Below are 16,300 nucleotides of genomic sequence, written 5' to 3'. Positions count from 1 at the left end.
GATGGCTGCTTTTCGCTTGATCGGGATCGATGCGCGGGGTGGCGATCTGGATCTGTCCGAGCTGCAGTTCTGGGCTCAAGGTCAGCGCGTCGATGCTGGTGCGTCGATTTCCTGCAGCCTGCCTCCGGTTGCTGGTGATGTCTCCAGCCTGCTCGACGGCGACCTCGCCACAGCTTGCCGCTGGGCCGCGTCCGATGTCCGTGCGCCTGGATTCTGGATACAGGTCGACCTCGCTGGAGAGCGCGTGGATGAGGTCTATGTCGGTGGGGCTTTGCTTCCTGCCCGAATGACGGTGCTCCGCCCCGGCACGATTCAGCCCTACACGGCATGGCCTGCGCTGGTGTCTGGCGGTGCCTGGTTTCGGGAAAGTGGCAACGTGCTGTACTCAATCCTGGCAGCCACGCCGGCAGGAGCCTGGGGTCTGGATGGAGCGGGTGCAGCCCAGGCCGACCTGGTTGGATCGCGTACCGGCACCCGCACGGGTGGCGTCACGTCTTCCACGGTGATCACTGTTGGGCTGTCAGGTTCGTTTGAGCCGCAGACCAGTGGGCTGGTGGCGATTCCTGCTCAGGGCGTGGATGCTGGGGACTTCTCTGTCGTCATCGATCTGCAGACGGACACCACAGAAAACCTCGTGATTGCCGAGCATGGCTCGGACAACAAGGGGTGGTCTTTGCAGATCGCAGGCCCTGGCCAGACTGTTTATGGAGCGGTACCGGGCGGCATCATCGTGGCTTGCGGATTCAATGCAGGCGGCGGGCTGACCATGACGAATGATGCGATCAATGACGGACGGCCCCATCGCATTCTGTTCACCTATAGCGCGCAAAGCGGGCGCAGGCTCTATTTCGATGGCGTGCTGAACTCCAAAGACTATGCAAGCTCTGGAGGGCCTGTCTACAACAGCTCGGAGCTGCATGTGGGGTCGCGTGCTGGCGGTGCTGGCTTGCCTACTGGCTCTTTGATAAGCGCCTTTGCGATCTTCAATCGTGCCTTGTCGGCTGCCGAGGTCGCGGCGGTCTCCAGTGACCCGCGTGTCACTCGCACACTGTCCATGCAGCGGCATCGCCCCTTGTTCGCCCTGGCGTCTAGCCCCGTCTCGCAAGGGCTTCAGGCCATGAGCACGCACCGTGTTCGCAAACTGATCGACGTAGAGTGCGGCGGCCAGGGCCGCATTTACGGGACGGTCTCGCGCAAAGAGACGCCTGCCAATATGCCGCTGCGCCGGCGCGTGCGCCTGCATCGCAGCGTGGACGGCTATCTGGCCCGTGAGACCTGGAGCAAGGCTGACGGCTCCTATGAATTCCGCGAGATCTCCACGCGTTACGAGTGGGATGTGATCGCCTGGGATCACGAGCTGCAGGAGTACTCGACCGTCGCCAATAACCAGCTGGCGGAGGTGGCATGAGCGATCTGCCCGCATTCGAGATCTCGGCGGCCCACGCTCTGGCCCGCCTGCAGGCCACGCTGTCCTTTGCGGACTCAGGCCCTGCCGCGTCGACCATCGCCCTCTATGACGCGGCAGAGCAGCTGCTCGTCACGCTGACGCTGACCAAGCCCTGCGGCCAGATCGTGGAGGCCGGCTATCTGGTGCTGACCCAGGCCAGCGGCAGCGGCGACATGATTCTGACCAGCGGCCAGGCTGCTGTCGGCGTCTGGAGTACCAGCGACGGCAAGCTGATCGGGCGCGGCCTGGTCACGGATGAATCGGGAGCTGGGCATTTCAAGTTGTTGGGCAGCACCGGCACCCAGCTCTATGCAGGTGGCAAGGCCATCCTAGGTGAGACAAGGATTGACTGATGGCCGGCGTCGACCTGATCTTTAACCGCGCCTTCAAGACCGGCAACCCGGTTGAGCTGGTGTTTGGCGACGATGGCGGTGGCGGGCAGGTGCCCGATGCAACGCTGGTCGTTGCCGCGCGCATGCCGGGTCTGCGGGTCAGATCCCTGGTGCATGTGCGCAAGGATCTGGTCGCTGCGGGCCGCATGCCCGGTCTGCGCTGTAGCGCGGTCGTGCGCTACAACACCGACACGCCCCGGCCCGTGGTGGCCGAGGTGGCCGCGAGCGCCCAGCAGGCGCAGCCTATGGCGCAGGGCTGGATCTCCAGCTGGCAGGAAACCGATGCACTGCCGGCTGGCTGGACATCGAGCGCGCAGGACGCAAAGCCCTTGCAAGAGCAGTTCGGCATTGCCTGGCAGGACGGTCAGCGGCAAGGGGTGGCCGTGCAGGGGCGGTTTCAGCAAGCGCGGGCACTGCATGGCGCATCAACGCAGGCTCGCTGGCAAGAAGCCCTGGGGGCGCGCTTGAGCCTTCAGGCCACGGCCCAGGATGCCGCACCCGTTCGCGCCGGTTGGGTCGTGCGGTTTCAGGAAGGCCTGCGCGACCGTCGCCGCATGCTGGAGGCAACGGCACAGGATGCGATAGGCCTGCAGTACCAGCTCACCACGTGCGTAGGGCCAGCGGTGCCGCTGTACCGGGGCTATCAGGCTCGCTACCAGCAGGCCATGAAGCCGCCCGTTGGCAAGTCGCAGACCAAACTGCCCGAGCCTGAAAAGCCCGGTTGCTATGAGCAACTGGTTGGTGGCCCCATCAAATTGCTGTTCTGCAAGCCCTGGGCCGTGTCGACCGCTCTGGTCTTTGCGTGCTGCAAGGATGGAGGGCCGCAGCCGGGCAAGGTCATCGTTCCCGCCCGAAAGGTTTACATCGTGCTCAATCAAATCACGCTCACGCGACTGGATACCGGCGTCGAGCTGCCTGCTCTGGCCTTCAATATGTCCCTGGACTTCCAGAGCTGGACGTGGAACTGGACGGCCTCACTGCATAAGGATGCGGCTTTGCATCTTGGCCGTGACACGGATGGCGACCCTGCGCAGCTCCTGGCCAATGTCAATGGCGTGGCGTTCAAGCTGCGCCTGGAGCGCACCAGCCGCGACCGCAGATTCTTGCCCCAGGAGCGTTGGTCTGTCTCAGGGCGCGGCTTGGCCGCAGTCCTGGTCGAACCTTGGGCCAAGTCCATGTCTTTCGGCAGCCCGAATCAGACGCTGACGGCCCAGCAACTGGCTGCCGAAGTGCTCAAGGTCAACGGCGTCTCCATTGGCTGGGGGATCGACTGGCAGCTGGAGGACTGGCAAGTGCCTGCCGGAGCCTGGGCGCTGCAGGGCAGCTATATCGATGCCATCAACGATATTGCGGCGGCGGCTGGCGGCTATGTGCAGCCCCATAACACCGACCAGGTGTTGCGCATCCTGCCCAAGTACCCAACAGCCCCTTGGCATTGGGGCGATGTCGTGCCGGATTTTGAGATTCCTGCAGCCGTGGCCGAAGTGGAGGGCACCGAATTCCTGGACAAGCCGGACTACAACCGGGTGTTCGTTGGTGGCATGAGCGCGGGTGTCTTTGGCCCCATTACTCGGGCCGGAACCGCTGGCGATCTGATTGCGCCCCAGGTCACACACGCGCTGATCACAGACTCCACGGTGCACAGGCAGCGCGGCCTGGCCGAGCTTGCTGACGCGGGCCGCCAGGCGCGGGTTTCGCTCTCTATGCAGGTACTGCCTGAGACCGGTGTGATTTTGCCGGGGCACACTATTCGCTACCTGGGGCCGGAGACCGTGATGGGAATTGTGCGGTCGACGTCGATCAACTGGGCGGCTCCCAAGCTGCGCCAGACGTTGGAGGTCGAAACTCATGCCTAACCTCTACAAGCAGTTCATGGATCTGCAGTCGCCCAAGCCTTTGCTGGTAGGAACGGTGGCTTTTGTAGTCAACGGATTGGCGACGATCAATCTGCCAGGCGGCGGGCGGATGCAGGCGCGAGGCCCGGCTCAAGCTGGCCAGCGCGTGTTTGTGCGTGATGGAGCGATCGAGGGCGAAGCTCCGAACCTCACCTATACAGAAGGGGAGGTGTAGCCACCAAAAAAAGAACGGGCGACCTGGTTAGGTGCTACGAACACCCAGCCAAGCCCCAACCGCAGACCATGCCTGCAAGCTGGCAAGGCCCGCTCACCCTGTACAGAGCGCGCTGAGCCTACCAGAGTTTTAAAGGTTTAAAGGCTTGCAAATGGACGATATCCGCTGCGGCAACTGCCGCAAGAAGTTAGGCGAGGGCGTGTACGTGCGCCTAAGCATCAAGTGCCCCAGATGTGGGGCCTTCAATCAGCTGAGTGCCGTGAGCACCGAACCAGAGCCCCCAGCAGGGCCAACAGCTGAATCCAATGACAAACCCAATCGTGCCCTGGATCGGAGGCAAACGCCGCCTGGTCGATCTGCTCCTGAAACGCTTTCCAGCCCATAGCTGTTACGTGGAGGTCTTTGCCGGTGGGGCGGCGGTCTACTTTGCCCGTCACCCTGCTGATGTCGAAGTCCTCAATGACGTCAACGGAGACCTGGTCAATCTCTACCGGGTGGTGACCCACCACCTGGAAGAGTTTGTGCGGCAGTTCAAATGGGCCTTGACCAGTAGGCAGGTCTTTAAATGGCTGCAGGAGACAAGGCCGGAAACCTTGACTGACATTCAGCGCGCTGCCCGGTTCTTCTATCTGCAGCAGCAGAGCTTTGGCGGGAAGGTGGCAGGCCAGACCTTTGGTACGGCGACCACGGCCCCGGCCATTAATCTGCTTCGGATCGAGGAGAACCTTTCGGCTGCTCATTTGCGCCTGGCGTCTGGAACCTATGTTGAGCAGCTCGATTGGGTGCAATGCATTGACCGATACGACAGGGCGCACACGCTTTTCTACCTTGATCCTCCCTATTGGGAGACCGAGGGCTATGGTGTGCCGTTTGAGTGGGAACAGTACGAGCTGATGGCAAGAAAGCTCAAGGAGATCAAAGGCAAGGCCGTAATCAGCATCAACGACCATCCTGCCATCCGAGAGTGCTTTAAAGACTTTGAGATGGAGGCTTTGAAACTGGACTACACGGTTGGTGGCGGAGCGAATCGGGTGGAGCGTGGCGAGTTGGTGATTTACAACTGGGCCAGGAGCGAGGAGCCTGCGGGGCTGTTTTGAACGAGGCCCGCTGGACCAGCAAGATAGGAAGCTGCGGCGCAACAAAAAAAGTGGCCACGAGGGCCACTTTTAGATTTCAAACTTGGAACGGTCTTGATCTTTGATCCAGTTTGGAGGCTTTCCTCGGCCCGTCCAAGTTTGACCTGTGGCGGGGTCGCGGTATTTAGGGGCAACGGAGCCAGTCTCGCGCTTTTGTTTTTGCTTTGCTGGAGGGAAGACATCGTCCTGCGTCAGGCTGAAGGCCTCGACCAAGTCCCTGATTTTTTGCACCGCACCTGCGACTTCAGCCTTTCGAGCAGCGGCAATCTGCTGCTCAAGAGCTTCGCGTTGCGCCAATAATTCTTTATAGGAATTTGTACTCATTAAAAAGATATCCTCTGTAAATATTTGTGCGAGCACTAAATTGGTGCACTCATACATGAGATACATCGCTTATGCAGTTAGTTCAATTTCAATTGAAAGTGAACGCATGCATTGTGGCTCAACTTGATGCGTATTAATTCGGAAAAACATAGAGCCGATGAAAAAAAGTTGGGGAAGCCGTACAGTCAAGCTGGCACTAAAGCTTGTCAGCTTGCATGAGCGAGGTCTTTCCAAAAGGACGAAGTCCGAGGACGTTTGTCCGAAAGAGGTTTTTGGTGCGCTTGAAGGGCGCAACTGGAGGATGCCAGTAGGCTGCGCTATAGCCTCTGATGTACATGCTTCACCATCCACTCAAATCCAGATAAAGTCAAGACATGACTCTGGAATTCAAGCGTCTTACCGAAGTCGGTTTGGCCGAAATCATTGCGCTCAACAACAATCCCGAAGTGCTACGCCAAATGCCTTTAGGCAGGGCCGATTTCGATGAAGTTAAAGCTAAGGATTGGGTTGAAAACAAAGACGCCCAATGGGCGAAATATGGGTACGGTCCTTGGGCTTTTATTGTAGATCAGGATTTTGCCGGCTGGGGAGGGTTACAGTATGAATCAGGTGATGCAGACTTGGCCTTGGTGCTGCACCCCAAATATTGGGGAAGTGGAAAAACCATCTATCAGGAAATTATCAATCGCGCTTTCACCAGCATGGGATTGAGTTCCATCACCATTCTGCTTCCACCTTCGAGAAAAAGGATTAGAGGTATTTTTAGACTGGGATTTAAGGAAGATGGTGAGTTTGATGTCGAAGGCGTTCAATTTCTGCGTTTTCGTCTCTACGCCACCGGCAATTCCGAGAGCTAGGAAAGTTGGCAATGGTTTTTGGGTCAGCCGCCGTTTGTCGATTGCAGCGCTTATGATGGGCTGTTGACGGGCAGGAGCCGACTTCGATACCTGTAGCAGATGCGTTGGTGGCTCAGAATAGTGTTTTAGGGTAGTTATTGAATGAAATTATTAGCCATATCAGGTAGTGCAAGAGTTGGATCTACTAACACGGCTTTGCTAACGGCTTTGCAACACATAGCTCCCCCTGATTTAGAAATTGAAGTCTTTCATCGGATTGGGGAATTGCCGGTCTTTTCACCGGACTTGGAAGGAGACCTGACTCCTGAGTGTGTGCGCGCGTTTGTTCAGAAAGTGCAAGCGGCGGAGGGATTGTTGATTTCCAGCCCCGAATATGTGCGCTCCATACCCGGCGGCCTAAAAAATGCAATAGATTGGCTCGTTTCGGGAGAGCAGATTGTTCAAAAACCTATAGCGCTCGTTCATGCGTCACATCGGGGTGACGACATGCTGGAAGATATGCGACTGGTTCTTGCTACAGTCAGTTCAAATTTTAACAGTGCTCTATTTCTTCGCTTGCCACTGATGAAGGAGACGACGGAGTCCATACGAGCAATCGTAAATGGCCCGGATGTGCATCCTGAGGCTACGAAATTCCTTCTTGAATTCCGTGAGTTTTGCCTGTTCGCTCGCGGAGTGTGAACGACTTTTCAGGGGTGTTGGCGGCCCCAGGGGCTGGTTGCTAACGGCCAGAAGCCGACTTGAGATCCTGTGTAATACGGTGATGCTGACCTCCAAGATAGACAGAGGCAGAGAAATTTATGTTGGGACATCTAGCCTAGATGACAATTCTTCTTTGAAAGGTTCAGGATAAAAATTAGTATGAGATCGAGCTTAAGAGCAAAGGCTATTGCTATCTGCGATGAGAAGATCATGAAGAAAGGGGAAACTGTAGGCCTTTCGTTTTACGCTTTCTTCGCCAATAAAAATGATGATCCAGACCTGCTGATGGAGGCGGCTGAATGGTGGATCAAGCAACACCAGCTTGATCACTTTGAAAAAGCGACAAAGATTCGCCGCATGATTTCTTCTGGCGAATAGTTTTTTCACTCATATGGCTCGAAATGGGAAGAGCCGGTATGGGTCGCTTCCTGCCGCTGCTGTAGGACTGAAAAGTCCACTGGCCTACACATTTATCGCCAGTGCTCGCTCGGTCTTTTGGTGCAAAAACAACACATTCGTGGTGCCGTCCCTTGCCAAATTGTCAGCCTTGGTGCCAAAGCCTGTGCTACTTTGTGCCAAAGATCGCGCAAATTTGTGCCAAAGGCCGCGCAACGCAACTAACGCAACTCTCAAGCGCAACTTGCATGGCGGTGGTGGTCTCTAAATGAATGCCTCAGTGCGACATTTTTACATGGCAGACAACCAGGGAAAAAAGCCTGTTCCCCTATGAAAACACCTTGCGAAAGTTGAGCTAAATCCTTGAGTCTTGTACAAGACTTGAAAAAATCGGCCTGGTTGCGCGTAGAATTTTGTATTGTGGGAACGCATTGCATCAAGAAAGTGTCGTCCCGCTGTGTCAGGCCCCATTGCGCAAGCCCGGGATGCAGGCCCAAGGCACCTTCCCCCCTTTTTTCACAACCTGAGACAAGAGATGAGTACGCAGCAACCCACCATCATCTACACCTTGACTGACGAGGCTCCCCGCCTGGCAACCAGCGCATTCCTGCCCGTGATCCGTGCTTTCGCAGCACCGGCCGGCATCAATGTGGAGACCAGCGATATCTCGCTGGCAGGCCGTATCTTGGGCGAGTTCCCCGACTTTTTGACCGAAGCCCAACGCGCTCCGAACAATCTGGCTGAACTGGGCAAGCTGACGCTGACGCCTGAAGCCAACATCATCAAGCTGCCCAATATCTCCGCATCTGTGGGCCAGCTGCAAGAAGCGATCAAGGAATTGCAGGGCAAGGGCTACGCCATCCCCGACTATCCTGAAACCGCCACGACCGATGCCGAAAAGGACATCAAGGCACGCTTCAACAGGTGCATCGGCTCTGCCGTGAACCCCGTGCTGCGCGAAGGCAACTCGGATCGCCGCGCGCCTGCTGCGGTCAAGAACTACGCCAAGAAGCACCCCCATTCCATGGGTGAGTGGAAGCAGTGGTCGCAGACCCATGTGTCGCACATGGAAGAGGGCGACTTCTACCACGGCGAAAAGTCCATGACGCTGGACAAGGCCCGCGAAGTGAAGATGGTGCTGGAGACCAAGTCCGGCAACAGCATCGTTCTGAAGGACAAGGTCAAGCTGCAGGCTGCAGAAGTGATCGATTCCATGTTCATGAGCAAGAAGGCCTTGTGCGCTTTCTATGAAAAGGAAATCGAAGACTGCCGCGAGTCGGGCATCCTGTTCTCGCTGCACGTGAAGGCCACCATGATGAAGGTGTCCCACCCCATCGTGTTCGGTCACTGCGTGAAGATCTTCTACAAGGAAGCCTTCGAAAAGCACGGCAAGCTGTTTGATCAGCTGGGCGTGAACGTGAACAACGGCATGGCCAATCTGTACGAGAAGATTGAGACCCTGCCTGCTTCGCAGCGCGAAGAAATCATCCGTGACCTGCACAAGTGCCAGGAGCACCGTCCGCGCCTGGCCATGGTCGATTCCGCCAAGGGCATCACCAACTTCCACTCGCCCAACGACGTGATCGTGGATGCTTCCATGCCTGCCATGATCCGCGTGGGCGGCAAGATGTGGGCCGCTGACGGCAAGCCCTACGACTGCAAGGCCGTGATGCCTGAGTCCACCTTTGCCCGTATCTACCAGGAAGTGATCAACTTCTGCAAATGGCACGGCAACTTCGACCCCAAGACCATGGGCACCGTGCCCAACGTGGGTCTGATGGCGCAAAAGGCCGAAGAGTACGGCTCGCACGACAAGACGTTTGAGATCGCCGAAGACGGCGTGGCCAACATCGTGGACATCGCCACCGGCGAAGTGCTGCTGAGCCAGAACGTGGAAGCTGGCGACATCTGGCGCATGTGCCAGGTCAAGGATGCTCCTATCCGCGACTGGGTGAAGCTGGCGGTGACCCGTGCCCGCAACTCCGGCATGCCTGCCGTGTTCTGGCTGGACCCCTATCGTCCCCACGAAGCCGAGCTGATCAAGAAGGTGCAGACCTACTTGAAGGAATACGACACCAACGGCCTGGAAATCCACATCCTCTCGCAAGTGCGCGCCATGCGCTACACGCTGGAGCGCGTGGCTCGCGGTCTGGACACCATCTCGGTGACCGGCAATATTCTGCGTGACTATCTGACTGACCTGTTCCCGATTCTGGAACTGGGCACCTCGGCCAAGATGCTGTCCATCGTGCCTCTGATGGCCGGTGGCGGCATGTACGAAACCGGTGCTGGCGGCTCCGCTCCCAAGCATGTGCAGCAGCTGGTGGAAGAAAACCACCTGCGCTGGGACTCGCTGGGTGAATTCCTGGCCCTGGCCGTCTCGTTCGAAGACCTGGGCATCAAGGAAAACAATGCCCGCGCCAAGCTGCTGGCCAAGACTCTGGACGAAGCCACCGGCAAGCTGCTGGACGAAGACAAGTCGCCTTCGCGCCGCACCGGTGAGCTGGACAACCGTGGTTCGCAGTTCTACATCGCTCTGTACTGGGCCCAGGCTCTGGCTGCTCAGACCGAAGATGCAGCACTGGCGGCCAAGTTCGCACCTCTGGCCAAGAGCCTGACCGAGAACGAGGCCAAGATCGTGGCCGAGATGAAGGAAGTGCAAGGCAAGGCTGCCGATATCGGCGGCTACTACATGCCCGATGTGGCCAAGCTGGACGCCGTGATGCGCCCCAGCGCCACCTTCAACGCCGCCATCGCGTCGGTGTAAGCCAGCTTGCCTCGCAGCGCGGGTTGCCCCGCCTGCGTGCAGGCAGTGCCCCATAAAAAGCCGGTGGACCTGAAAAGGTCGCCGGCTTTTTTGTGTCCGGCCTCAGTAGTTGCTATATAAGTAGAAGCTGCCTGTGCATGATGTATAAGCACTGCAGCTTGATTTGATCCGAATTTATGAAAGGCGCTCCATGCCGCTGTATCAGTGTCCTTGCTGCGACTATTTCTCGCTGGATGACCGTGGCGAGTACAGCATCTGCAGCGTCTGCTTCTGGGAAGACAGTGGCTGGGATGTGGACTGCCCGGATGAATACTCCGGCCCCAACCATATGACGCTGCGCGAAGGTCGGCGCAACTTTCAGTACTTTGGTGCCTGCGATTACCGAATGCTCAAAAGCGTGCTCCCACCGGCAGCGCGCAACCACTATCGGCATGGACCGCGCGTTCTGAGCAAGGTGGCATCAATCCGCGTGGGGCAGTGATTGCCGTGCATCGTCAACCCAGCGCAGAAATCGTATGCCTGGGTGCTGACGCAGCAGCGGATAGCGTTGGCGGTGGTAGCAGTTCCAGTAACTGGCAGCCTGCTGCTTGCAGGCAGTCACAAACTCGGGGTTTTCGGCAGCAAAACGCCCGTAGCTGTGTGGCGATAGCCTATGGGTCTGGGCTGTCAGATGCTCGGCAATTTCCAGCACATACTCGCCAGCCGCGCGCACCACAAACGGCCGCACCCAGGTGCAGTCGTGCTCCAGCAACTGGCGCAGACAGGTTTCGCGCACATGGCCGTTGGCGTGGCGGCTGCCCAGGCACAGGGCCAGTTGCTGTGCAGCGCCGCTGCTTTCTTGAATGCATTGCTGCAGCGCGCGTTCGTCGTAGTACACGCGGTAGGGTACATGCAGCAATTCGCCATTGATGCTTGTCGTGAAGCCGGGGTAGGGCTCGAATGCCTGCGACTTGCCCAGTTTCTGCAGCAGCGCAGCGGCGGTATCGCTCAGCGCTTGCGGAAACTGGGGCCGGTAGAGCATGAAGGATGCTGACTCTGGCGGCGCTTAGCGATTGAAGGGCGCACCGCCCAGCTTGGTGCCGGCCTTGATCCCGCGCTTGGCAAACCAGCCCTGGTTCATCTCCAGCACATAGCGCACGGGCTTGGCCGAACAGTGGGAGTCCTCGCTCATGGGTTTCATGTCGGCCAGATTGACGATGGTGCCGTCATCGGCCACAAAGGCCGCGGTCAGCGGCAGGATGGTGTTGCGCATCCAGAAGCACTGCACGCCGGGTACTTCGAAGACAAAGAGCATGCCTTCCTGCTGCGGCATCTCTTTGCGGAACATGAGACCGATCTCGCGCTGCTGCGGCGTCATGGCCAGTTGGGTGTCGATGCGGTACATGCCGGCCGTCAGGTCGATGCGGCGCAGATTCGTCTGCGGCTGACCTTCGTCGCGGGCCATGGCCGGGTTGCCGAACAGGCCCAGCAGGGCGGTACAGGCCAGGGTCAGCAGCGCAGCGCGCCAGCCGGATTTGGGGATTGTCTTGGTGGGGAGGTTCTTCATGAGCCTTGCATGCCAAACAGGAAGTCGGAAGTCACAAGCCTATAGCAATCCGCGTGGGTCGCGGTGCAAATTGCTGTCGCAAATAGGCGGCCGGAGCCGGCCTGCAAAATGCAAAGCCTGCAGAACTTTCCGTTCGGCAGGCTTGGGCGTGAGTCAGGTCCGGCGTACAGAGGCTTGGAGTGCCGGTATCGCCTCACCCGCTTTCAGCGCGCGATCAGGCTGGCTTGTGCATCTTTTTGCTGCTGTGCTGCATATGATGCTTTTTGGCAGGTTTTGCCTTCATATGCTTGACGGTGGGTGCCGCTGCTGCTGCGGCAGGTGTGGCGGGGGTGGCAGGCTGCGCCGGCGCGGCGGCTTGGGCAAAAGCACCAGCAGCGAACGAACCAGCAATCAGGACAGCGAGTAGTTTTTTCATATATGCCAATTTCCTAAAGATGCGGCAATGCCAGGTTTCAGATTGAAGTGAGGAGCAGCCCATCTGTCCCCCACGCCCTCTCAACGGCAGATCTGTGCCGCCGTTGACAGGTTTTTATGCTGTATTTCTTAAAATTTGCTTAGAGCAAGGTGCCAAAATCGGGGGCAATGAATTAGCACCAAAAAGGTGCGCCACCGCGCAGTATTCAAGACTAGGAGATTCCACAACATGAGCACGTCCCAGCACATCCAGGTTCCGCCGCAGGGGGAGAAGATCAGCGTCAACGCGGACAAGACGCTGAATGTTCCGAGCCAACCCATCATTCCCTTCATTGAGGGCGATGGAGTCGGTGTCGATGTGACGCCGGTGATGCGCAAGGTGGCTGACGCTGCCGTGGCCAAGGTCTACGGCAGCCAGCGCAAGATTGCCTGGATGGAGGTGTACGCGGGTGAGAAGGCCACGCGCATCTACGGCCCCGATGTCTGGCTGCCCGAGGAAACCGTGGCTGCCGTGCGTGACTATGCGGTGTCCATCAAGGGTCCGCTGACCACGCCCGTGGGCGGCGGCATCCGCTCGCTGAACGTGGCACTGCGCCAGGAGCTGGACCTGTATGTCTGCCTGCGTCCCGTGCAGTACTTCAAGGGCGTGCCTTCGCCGCTCAAGGAGCCCGAGAAGACAAATATGGTGATCTTCCGCGAGAACTCGGAGGACATCTACGCGGGCATCGAATACGCGGCCGGCAGCGAGAAGGCGAAAAAGCTCATCGACTTCCTGGCCAAGGAAATGGGCGCCAACAAGATCCGCTTTCCCGAAACCTCGGGCATCGGCATCAAACCCGTCTCGCGCGAGGGCACGGAGCGCCTGGTGCGCAAGGCCATCCAGTACGCCATCGACAACAACAAGCCCAGCGTGACCCTGGTTCACAAGGGCAACATCATGAAGTACACGGAAGGCGCCTTCCGTGACTGGGGCTACGCGCTGGCGCAGCGCGAGTTCGGGGCCGAGCTGATCGACGGCGGCCCATGGTGCCGCATCAAGCACCCGAAGACGGGCAAGGACATCATCATCAAGGACTCGATCACTGATGCCTTCTTGCAGCAGATTCTGATGCGTCCGGCCGAATATTCGGTGGTGGCCACGCTCAACCTCAACGGCGACTACATCTCGGATGCGCTGGCTGCGCAGGTGGGCGGGATCGGCATTGCTCCCGGCGCCAATCTGTCGGAGAGCATTGCCTGCTTCGAAGCCACCCACGGCACGGCGCCGCGCTATGCAGGCAAGGACTATGTGAACCCTGGCTCCATGATTCTGTGCGCCGAGATGATGCTGCGCCACATGGGCTGGCGCGAGGCTGCAGACCTGATCGTCGAGTCGCTGGAAAAAGCCATCCAGAGCAAGCATGTGACCTACGACTTTGCCCGCCTGATGGACGGAGCGACCCAGGTTTCCTGCTCGGGCTTCGGGGATGTGGTGATCTCGATGATGGACTGAGCCGCGCTGCCTGCCCGGCAGCTTGCAGGAGTTGCCGGAACTGCCATCTCAGCGGCCGCACCGTCTCCACGGTGCGGCTTTTTTTCTGTGCCCCTGACCTGGCGCTTGTAGTCCTGAGGCTGGCGTGCAAACCCTCGAAAGTATGTCGATGTGTATCGGCGTTAAAGCGTGCAATACACAAATGGCAATTAATTTCAGGTGAGGCTATGGCTCCTTCATCCAATGACGGGCGCTGGTACTGGCTTGCAGTGGCGTTGCTGATGCTGCTGATGGGTCTGTACATGACCATAGGCGGCGGTGTGCTGCTGGGCAAGGGAGGCAGCTGGTACTTTGTGCTGATGGGGCTGGCGCTGCTGGCATCGGCGGCATTGCTGCTGGCGCGGCGCAGGGCTGGCGCCCATCTCTATGCGCTGGCCTTTGTGCTGACCCTGGTATGGGCCTGGTGGGATGCGGGCTGGGAGTTCTGGCCGCTGGTTTCGCGCCTGATGGTGTTTGCCGTGCTGGGTCTGCTGGTGGCCCTGGGCTACGCACAGCTTGAGGCGGGCAAGCTGGTCATGAACGACTATGGCCGTCTGGGCGCCGCAGTGTCGGTAGTGGTGCTGGGCCTGGGCATCGTCGCAACAGCCGTCAGTGCCTTCTCGCCCAAGGGCGTGATTGCCCCCGAGGTCACCGAGGTGCCTTCGGTCGGCTCCATGGAGCTCAAGCCTTCGGATTGGACGGATTGGGGGCAGGGTCCCGCAGGCCAGCGTTTTGCGGCCCTCGAGCAGATCAGCCGAAACAATGTCGACAAGCTGGCCGTGGCCTGGACGGCACGCACCGGCGATGTTCCGCAAAGCACGGGCTCGGGCGCCGAAGACCAGAACACGCCGCAGCAGATCGGAGACCGCCTGTATGTCTGCACGGCCTATGGCAAGGTGCTGGCGCTGGATGTGGATACGGGCGAGGAGAAATGGAAATTCGACCCCGAGGCCAAGTCGCCCAACTGGCAGCGCTGCAGAGGTCTGGGTTACTTCGATGGCAACGAGGCCGCAATCAAGGCCTCGGGCGCCCTCGGCAAGCCCGGAGATGCAGTATCAGGCTGCAGGCGTCGTCTGTTTCTGCCCACCATCGATGCGCGCCTGATTGCGCTGGACCCCGATTCGGGCAAGCCATGCACCGACTTCGGCAAGGACGGTGTGGTGGATCTGACCGAGGGCATGGGCGAGGTCAAGCAGGGCTGGTATCAGCAGACCTCGGCGCCGCTGGTGGCCGAGAACCTGGTGATCGTGGGCGGCCGCGTGGCCGACAATTTCTCGACCGACGAGCCCTCGGGCGTGGTGCGCGCCTTTGATGTGCACAGCGGTAAGCTGGTCTGGGCCTGGGACCCGGGCAATGCCGCCATCACCGGGCAGCCGCCGCAGGGGCAGACCTATACGCGCAACTCGCCCAATGTCTGGGGCGGCATGTCCTATGACGCCAGACTGGGTCTGGCCTATCTGGGCACGGGCAATGCGACGCCGGACTTCTATGCGGCCCAGCGCACTGCGGAGATGGAGAAGAACAGCTCCGCCATCGTGGCCATGGACATCAGGACCGGCAAGCCGCGCTGGCTCTACCAGACCGTGCACCACGATCTGTGGGACTTCGACATTCCGTCCCAGCCCGCTCTGGTCGATGTAACCAACGCCCAGGGCGGGGTGGACCCCGCGCTGCTGCAGGTGACCAAGCAGGGCATGATCTTCATGCTCAACCGCGAGAGTGGCGAGCCCCTGGCAGAGGTGCAGGAGTTGCCCGTGCCGCAAGGCCATGTGCCCGGCGAGCGCTATGCGCCGACCCAGCCGCATTCCACGGGCATGCCCAATATCGGCAACCAGACCCTGAAGGAGTCCGATATGTGGGGGGCCACGCCCTTCGATCAGCTGCTGTGCCGCATAGCCTTCAAGGACATGCAGCATCAAGGCGTGTTCACGCCGCCGGGCATGGGGCCGACGCTGCAGTTTCCGGGCTCGCTGGGCGGCATGAACTGGGGCAGCGTCTCCATAGACCCGATCACCCAGACCATGTTCGTCAACGATATGCGTCTGGGTCTGGCGAACTACATGATTGCGCGCGCCGATATGAAGCCCGGCGCCAGCGGCATCGAGATGGGGGCCGTGCCCCAGGAGGGCACGCCGTTTGGCGCCATGCGTCAGCGCTTTCTGTCGCCGCTGGGCATTCCCTGTCAGAAGCCGCCCTTTGGCTCCATGACGGCCGTGGATCTGAAATCGCGCCAGATCAAATGGCAGGTACCCGTGGGCACGGTGCGTGACACAGGTCCTCTGGGCATTCCCATGTGGCTGCCAATTCCCATCGGCATGCCCACGCTGGGGCCTTCCATGGTCACGAAGTCGGGGCTGGTGTTCTTCGCGGGCACGCAGGACTTCTATCTGCGCGCCTTCGACAGCGCCAACGGCAAGGAGATCTGGCGCTCGCGCCTTCCCGTGGGCAGCCAGGGCGGGCCCATGAGCTATGTCTCGCCCAGAACCGGCAGGCAGTATGTGGTGATCACCGCAGGCGGCGCACGCCAGTCGCCCAGGCGCGGCGACTATGTGATCGCCTATGCCCTGCCGCAATAGCGAAGGCAAGAGCGAAGGCAAGAGCGACAGGGTGCGCAGCCGCCGGTAGAAGGATGCAGAAAGGATAGCTTCTTGCGCTTGATAGATAAGGACTTCAGATTGAATAATGTCTGAGTTCTTTGAATATCAAGCGCTATAAGCTATGAATAAGAGAGTGGCTACT

General features: G+C 59.3%; 17 protein-coding genes. 13 read left to right on the top strand and 4 right to left on the bottom strand.

Annotation, left to right across the window (positions count from 1 at the left end):
- The first annotated feature begins 1 nt into the window (after position 1).
- The 6 genes from DFO48_RS15740 to DFO48_RS15715 all read left to right on the top strand — a co-directional run bounded on the left by DFO48_RS15740 (position 2) and on the right by DFO48_RS15715 (position 5,006).
- A complete protein-coding gene (locus tag DFO48_RS15740) occupies positions 2 to 1,408 on the top strand; it encodes a LamG-like jellyroll fold domain-containing protein (protein WP_114864016.1) in 1,407 nt (468 codons plus the stop codon).
- Positions 1,405 to 1,800, top strand: a complete 396-nt coding sequence (locus DFO48_RS15735) for a hypothetical protein (RefSeq protein WP_114864015.1) — start codon at positions 1,405 to 1,407, stop codon at positions 1,798 to 1,800. The genes DFO48_RS15740 and DFO48_RS15735 overlap by 4 nt, the downstream gene beginning before the upstream one ends.
- Positions 1,800 to 3,695, top strand: coding sequence for a hypothetical protein (locus DFO48_RS15730; protein WP_199407009.1), 1,896 nt, complete (start codon positions 1,800 to 1,802; stop codon positions 3,693 to 3,695). The genes DFO48_RS15735 and DFO48_RS15730 overlap by 1 nt, the downstream gene beginning before the upstream one ends.
- Positions 3,688 to 3,909 (top strand): hypothetical protein, encoded by a 222-nt coding sequence (locus DFO48_RS15725; RefSeq protein ID WP_114864014.1) that lies wholly within the window; start codon positions 3,688 to 3,690, stop codon positions 3,907 to 3,909. The genes DFO48_RS15730 and DFO48_RS15725 overlap by 8 nt, the downstream gene beginning before the upstream one ends.
- A 151-nt stretch (positions 3,910 to 4,060) precedes the next feature.
- Positions 4,061 to 4,294, top strand: a complete 234-nt coding sequence (locus tag DFO48_RS15720; RefSeq protein ID WP_114864013.1) for a Com family DNA-binding transcriptional regulator — start codon at positions 4,061 to 4,063, stop codon at positions 4,292 to 4,294.
- A complete protein-coding gene (locus tag DFO48_RS15715; RefSeq protein ID WP_114864012.1) occupies positions 4,215 to 5,006 on the top strand; it encodes a DNA adenine methylase in 792 nt (263 codons plus the stop codon). The genes DFO48_RS15720 and DFO48_RS15715 overlap by 80 nt, the downstream gene beginning before the upstream one ends.
- 69 nt (positions 5,007 to 5,075) lie before the next feature.
- On the opposite strand, the gene DFO48_RS15710 is transcribed toward DFO48_RS15715, so the two are convergent.
- Positions 5,076 to 5,369: an H-NS histone family protein gene (locus tag DFO48_RS15710; RefSeq protein ID WP_034400951.1), complete on the bottom strand. Its 294-nt coding sequence runs from the start codon at positions 5,367 to 5,369 to the stop codon at positions 5,076 to 5,078.
- Positions 5,370 to 5,743: 374 nt separating this feature from the next.
- On the opposite strand from DFO48_RS15710, the gene DFO48_RS15705 reads away from it, so the two are divergent.
- The 5 genes from DFO48_RS15705 to DFO48_RS15685 all read left to right on the top strand — a co-directional run bounded on the left by DFO48_RS15705 (position 5,744) and on the right by DFO48_RS15685 (position 10,572).
- Positions 5,744 to 6,226 carry a GNAT family N-acetyltransferase gene (locus DFO48_RS15705; RefSeq protein WP_114864011.1) on the top strand — a complete coding sequence of 161 codons (483 nt, stop codon included), beginning with the start codon at positions 5,744 to 5,746 and terminating at the stop codon, positions 6,224 to 6,226.
- 141 nt (positions 6,227 to 6,367) lie between these two features.
- Positions 6,368 to 6,907 (top strand): NADPH-dependent FMN reductase, encoded by a 540-nt coding sequence (locus tag DFO48_RS15700; protein WP_114864010.1) that lies wholly within the window; start codon positions 6,368 to 6,370, stop codon positions 6,905 to 6,907.
- A gap of 231 nt (positions 6,908 to 7,138) precedes the next feature.
- A complete protein-coding gene (locus tag DFO48_RS15695; RefSeq protein WP_003054053.1) occupies positions 7,139 to 7,306 on the top strand; it encodes a DUF6500 family protein in 168 nt (55 codons plus the stop codon).
- Between the two features lie 553 nt (positions 7,307 to 7,859).
- Positions 7,860 to 10,091 carry an NADP-dependent isocitrate dehydrogenase gene (locus DFO48_RS15690; protein WP_003075779.1) on the top strand — a complete coding sequence of 744 codons (2,232 nt, stop codon included), beginning with the start codon at positions 7,860 to 7,862 and terminating at the stop codon, positions 10,089 to 10,091.
- Positions 10,092 to 10,281: 190 nt separating this feature from the next.
- Positions 10,282 to 10,572: a CPCC family cysteine-rich protein gene (locus DFO48_RS15685; RefSeq protein WP_114864009.1), complete on the top strand. Its 291-nt coding sequence runs from the start codon at positions 10,282 to 10,284 to the stop codon at positions 10,570 to 10,572.
- Here DFO48_RS15685 and DFO48_RS15680 read toward each other — a convergent pair.
- The 3 genes from DFO48_RS15680 to DFO48_RS15670 form a co-directional block, all read right to left on the bottom strand.
- A complete protein-coding gene (locus tag DFO48_RS15680) occupies positions 10,552 to 11,112 on the bottom strand; it encodes a hypothetical protein (protein ID WP_114864008.1) in 561 nt (186 codons plus the stop codon). The genes DFO48_RS15685 and DFO48_RS15680 overlap by 21 nt on opposite strands.
- 24 nt (positions 11,113 to 11,136) lie before the next feature.
- Positions 11,137 to 11,637 carry a DUF192 domain-containing protein gene (locus DFO48_RS15675; RefSeq protein ID WP_003075785.1) on the bottom strand — a complete coding sequence of 167 codons (501 nt, stop codon included), beginning with the start codon at positions 11,635 to 11,637 and terminating at the stop codon, positions 11,137 to 11,139.
- Between the two features lie 214 nt (positions 11,638 to 11,851).
- Complete coding sequence (locus DFO48_RS15670) at positions 11,852 to 12,115, bottom strand: hypothetical protein (protein ID WP_233506415.1); 264 nt, start codon at positions 12,113 to 12,115, stop codon at positions 11,852 to 11,854.
- A 165-nt stretch (positions 12,116 to 12,280) separates the two neighbouring features.
- Here DFO48_RS15670 and icd point away from each other — a divergent pair, with 165 nt between their 5' ends.
- Positions 12,281 to 13,543 (top strand): NADP-dependent isocitrate dehydrogenase, encoded by a 1,263-nt coding sequence (gene icd, locus DFO48_RS15665; RefSeq protein ID WP_003075787.1) that lies wholly within the window; start codon positions 12,281 to 12,283, stop codon positions 13,541 to 13,543.
- A gap of 206 nt (positions 13,544 to 13,749) precedes the next feature.
- Positions 13,750 to 16,137 carry a membrane-bound PQQ-dependent dehydrogenase, glucose/quinate/shikimate family gene (locus tag DFO48_RS15660; protein WP_114864007.1) on the top strand — a complete coding sequence of 796 codons (2,388 nt, stop codon included), beginning with the start codon at positions 13,750 to 13,752 and terminating at the stop codon, positions 16,135 to 16,137.
- Positions 16,138 to 16,300 lie beyond the last annotated feature (163 nt).

Source organism: Comamonas sp. AG1104 (assembly GCF_003350425.1).
Classification (GTDB): Bacteria; Pseudomonadota; Gammaproteobacteria; order Burkholderiales; family Burkholderiaceae_C; genus Comamonas; species Comamonas testosteroni.
This window is presented reverse-complemented; position numbering and strand designations above follow the sequence as displayed.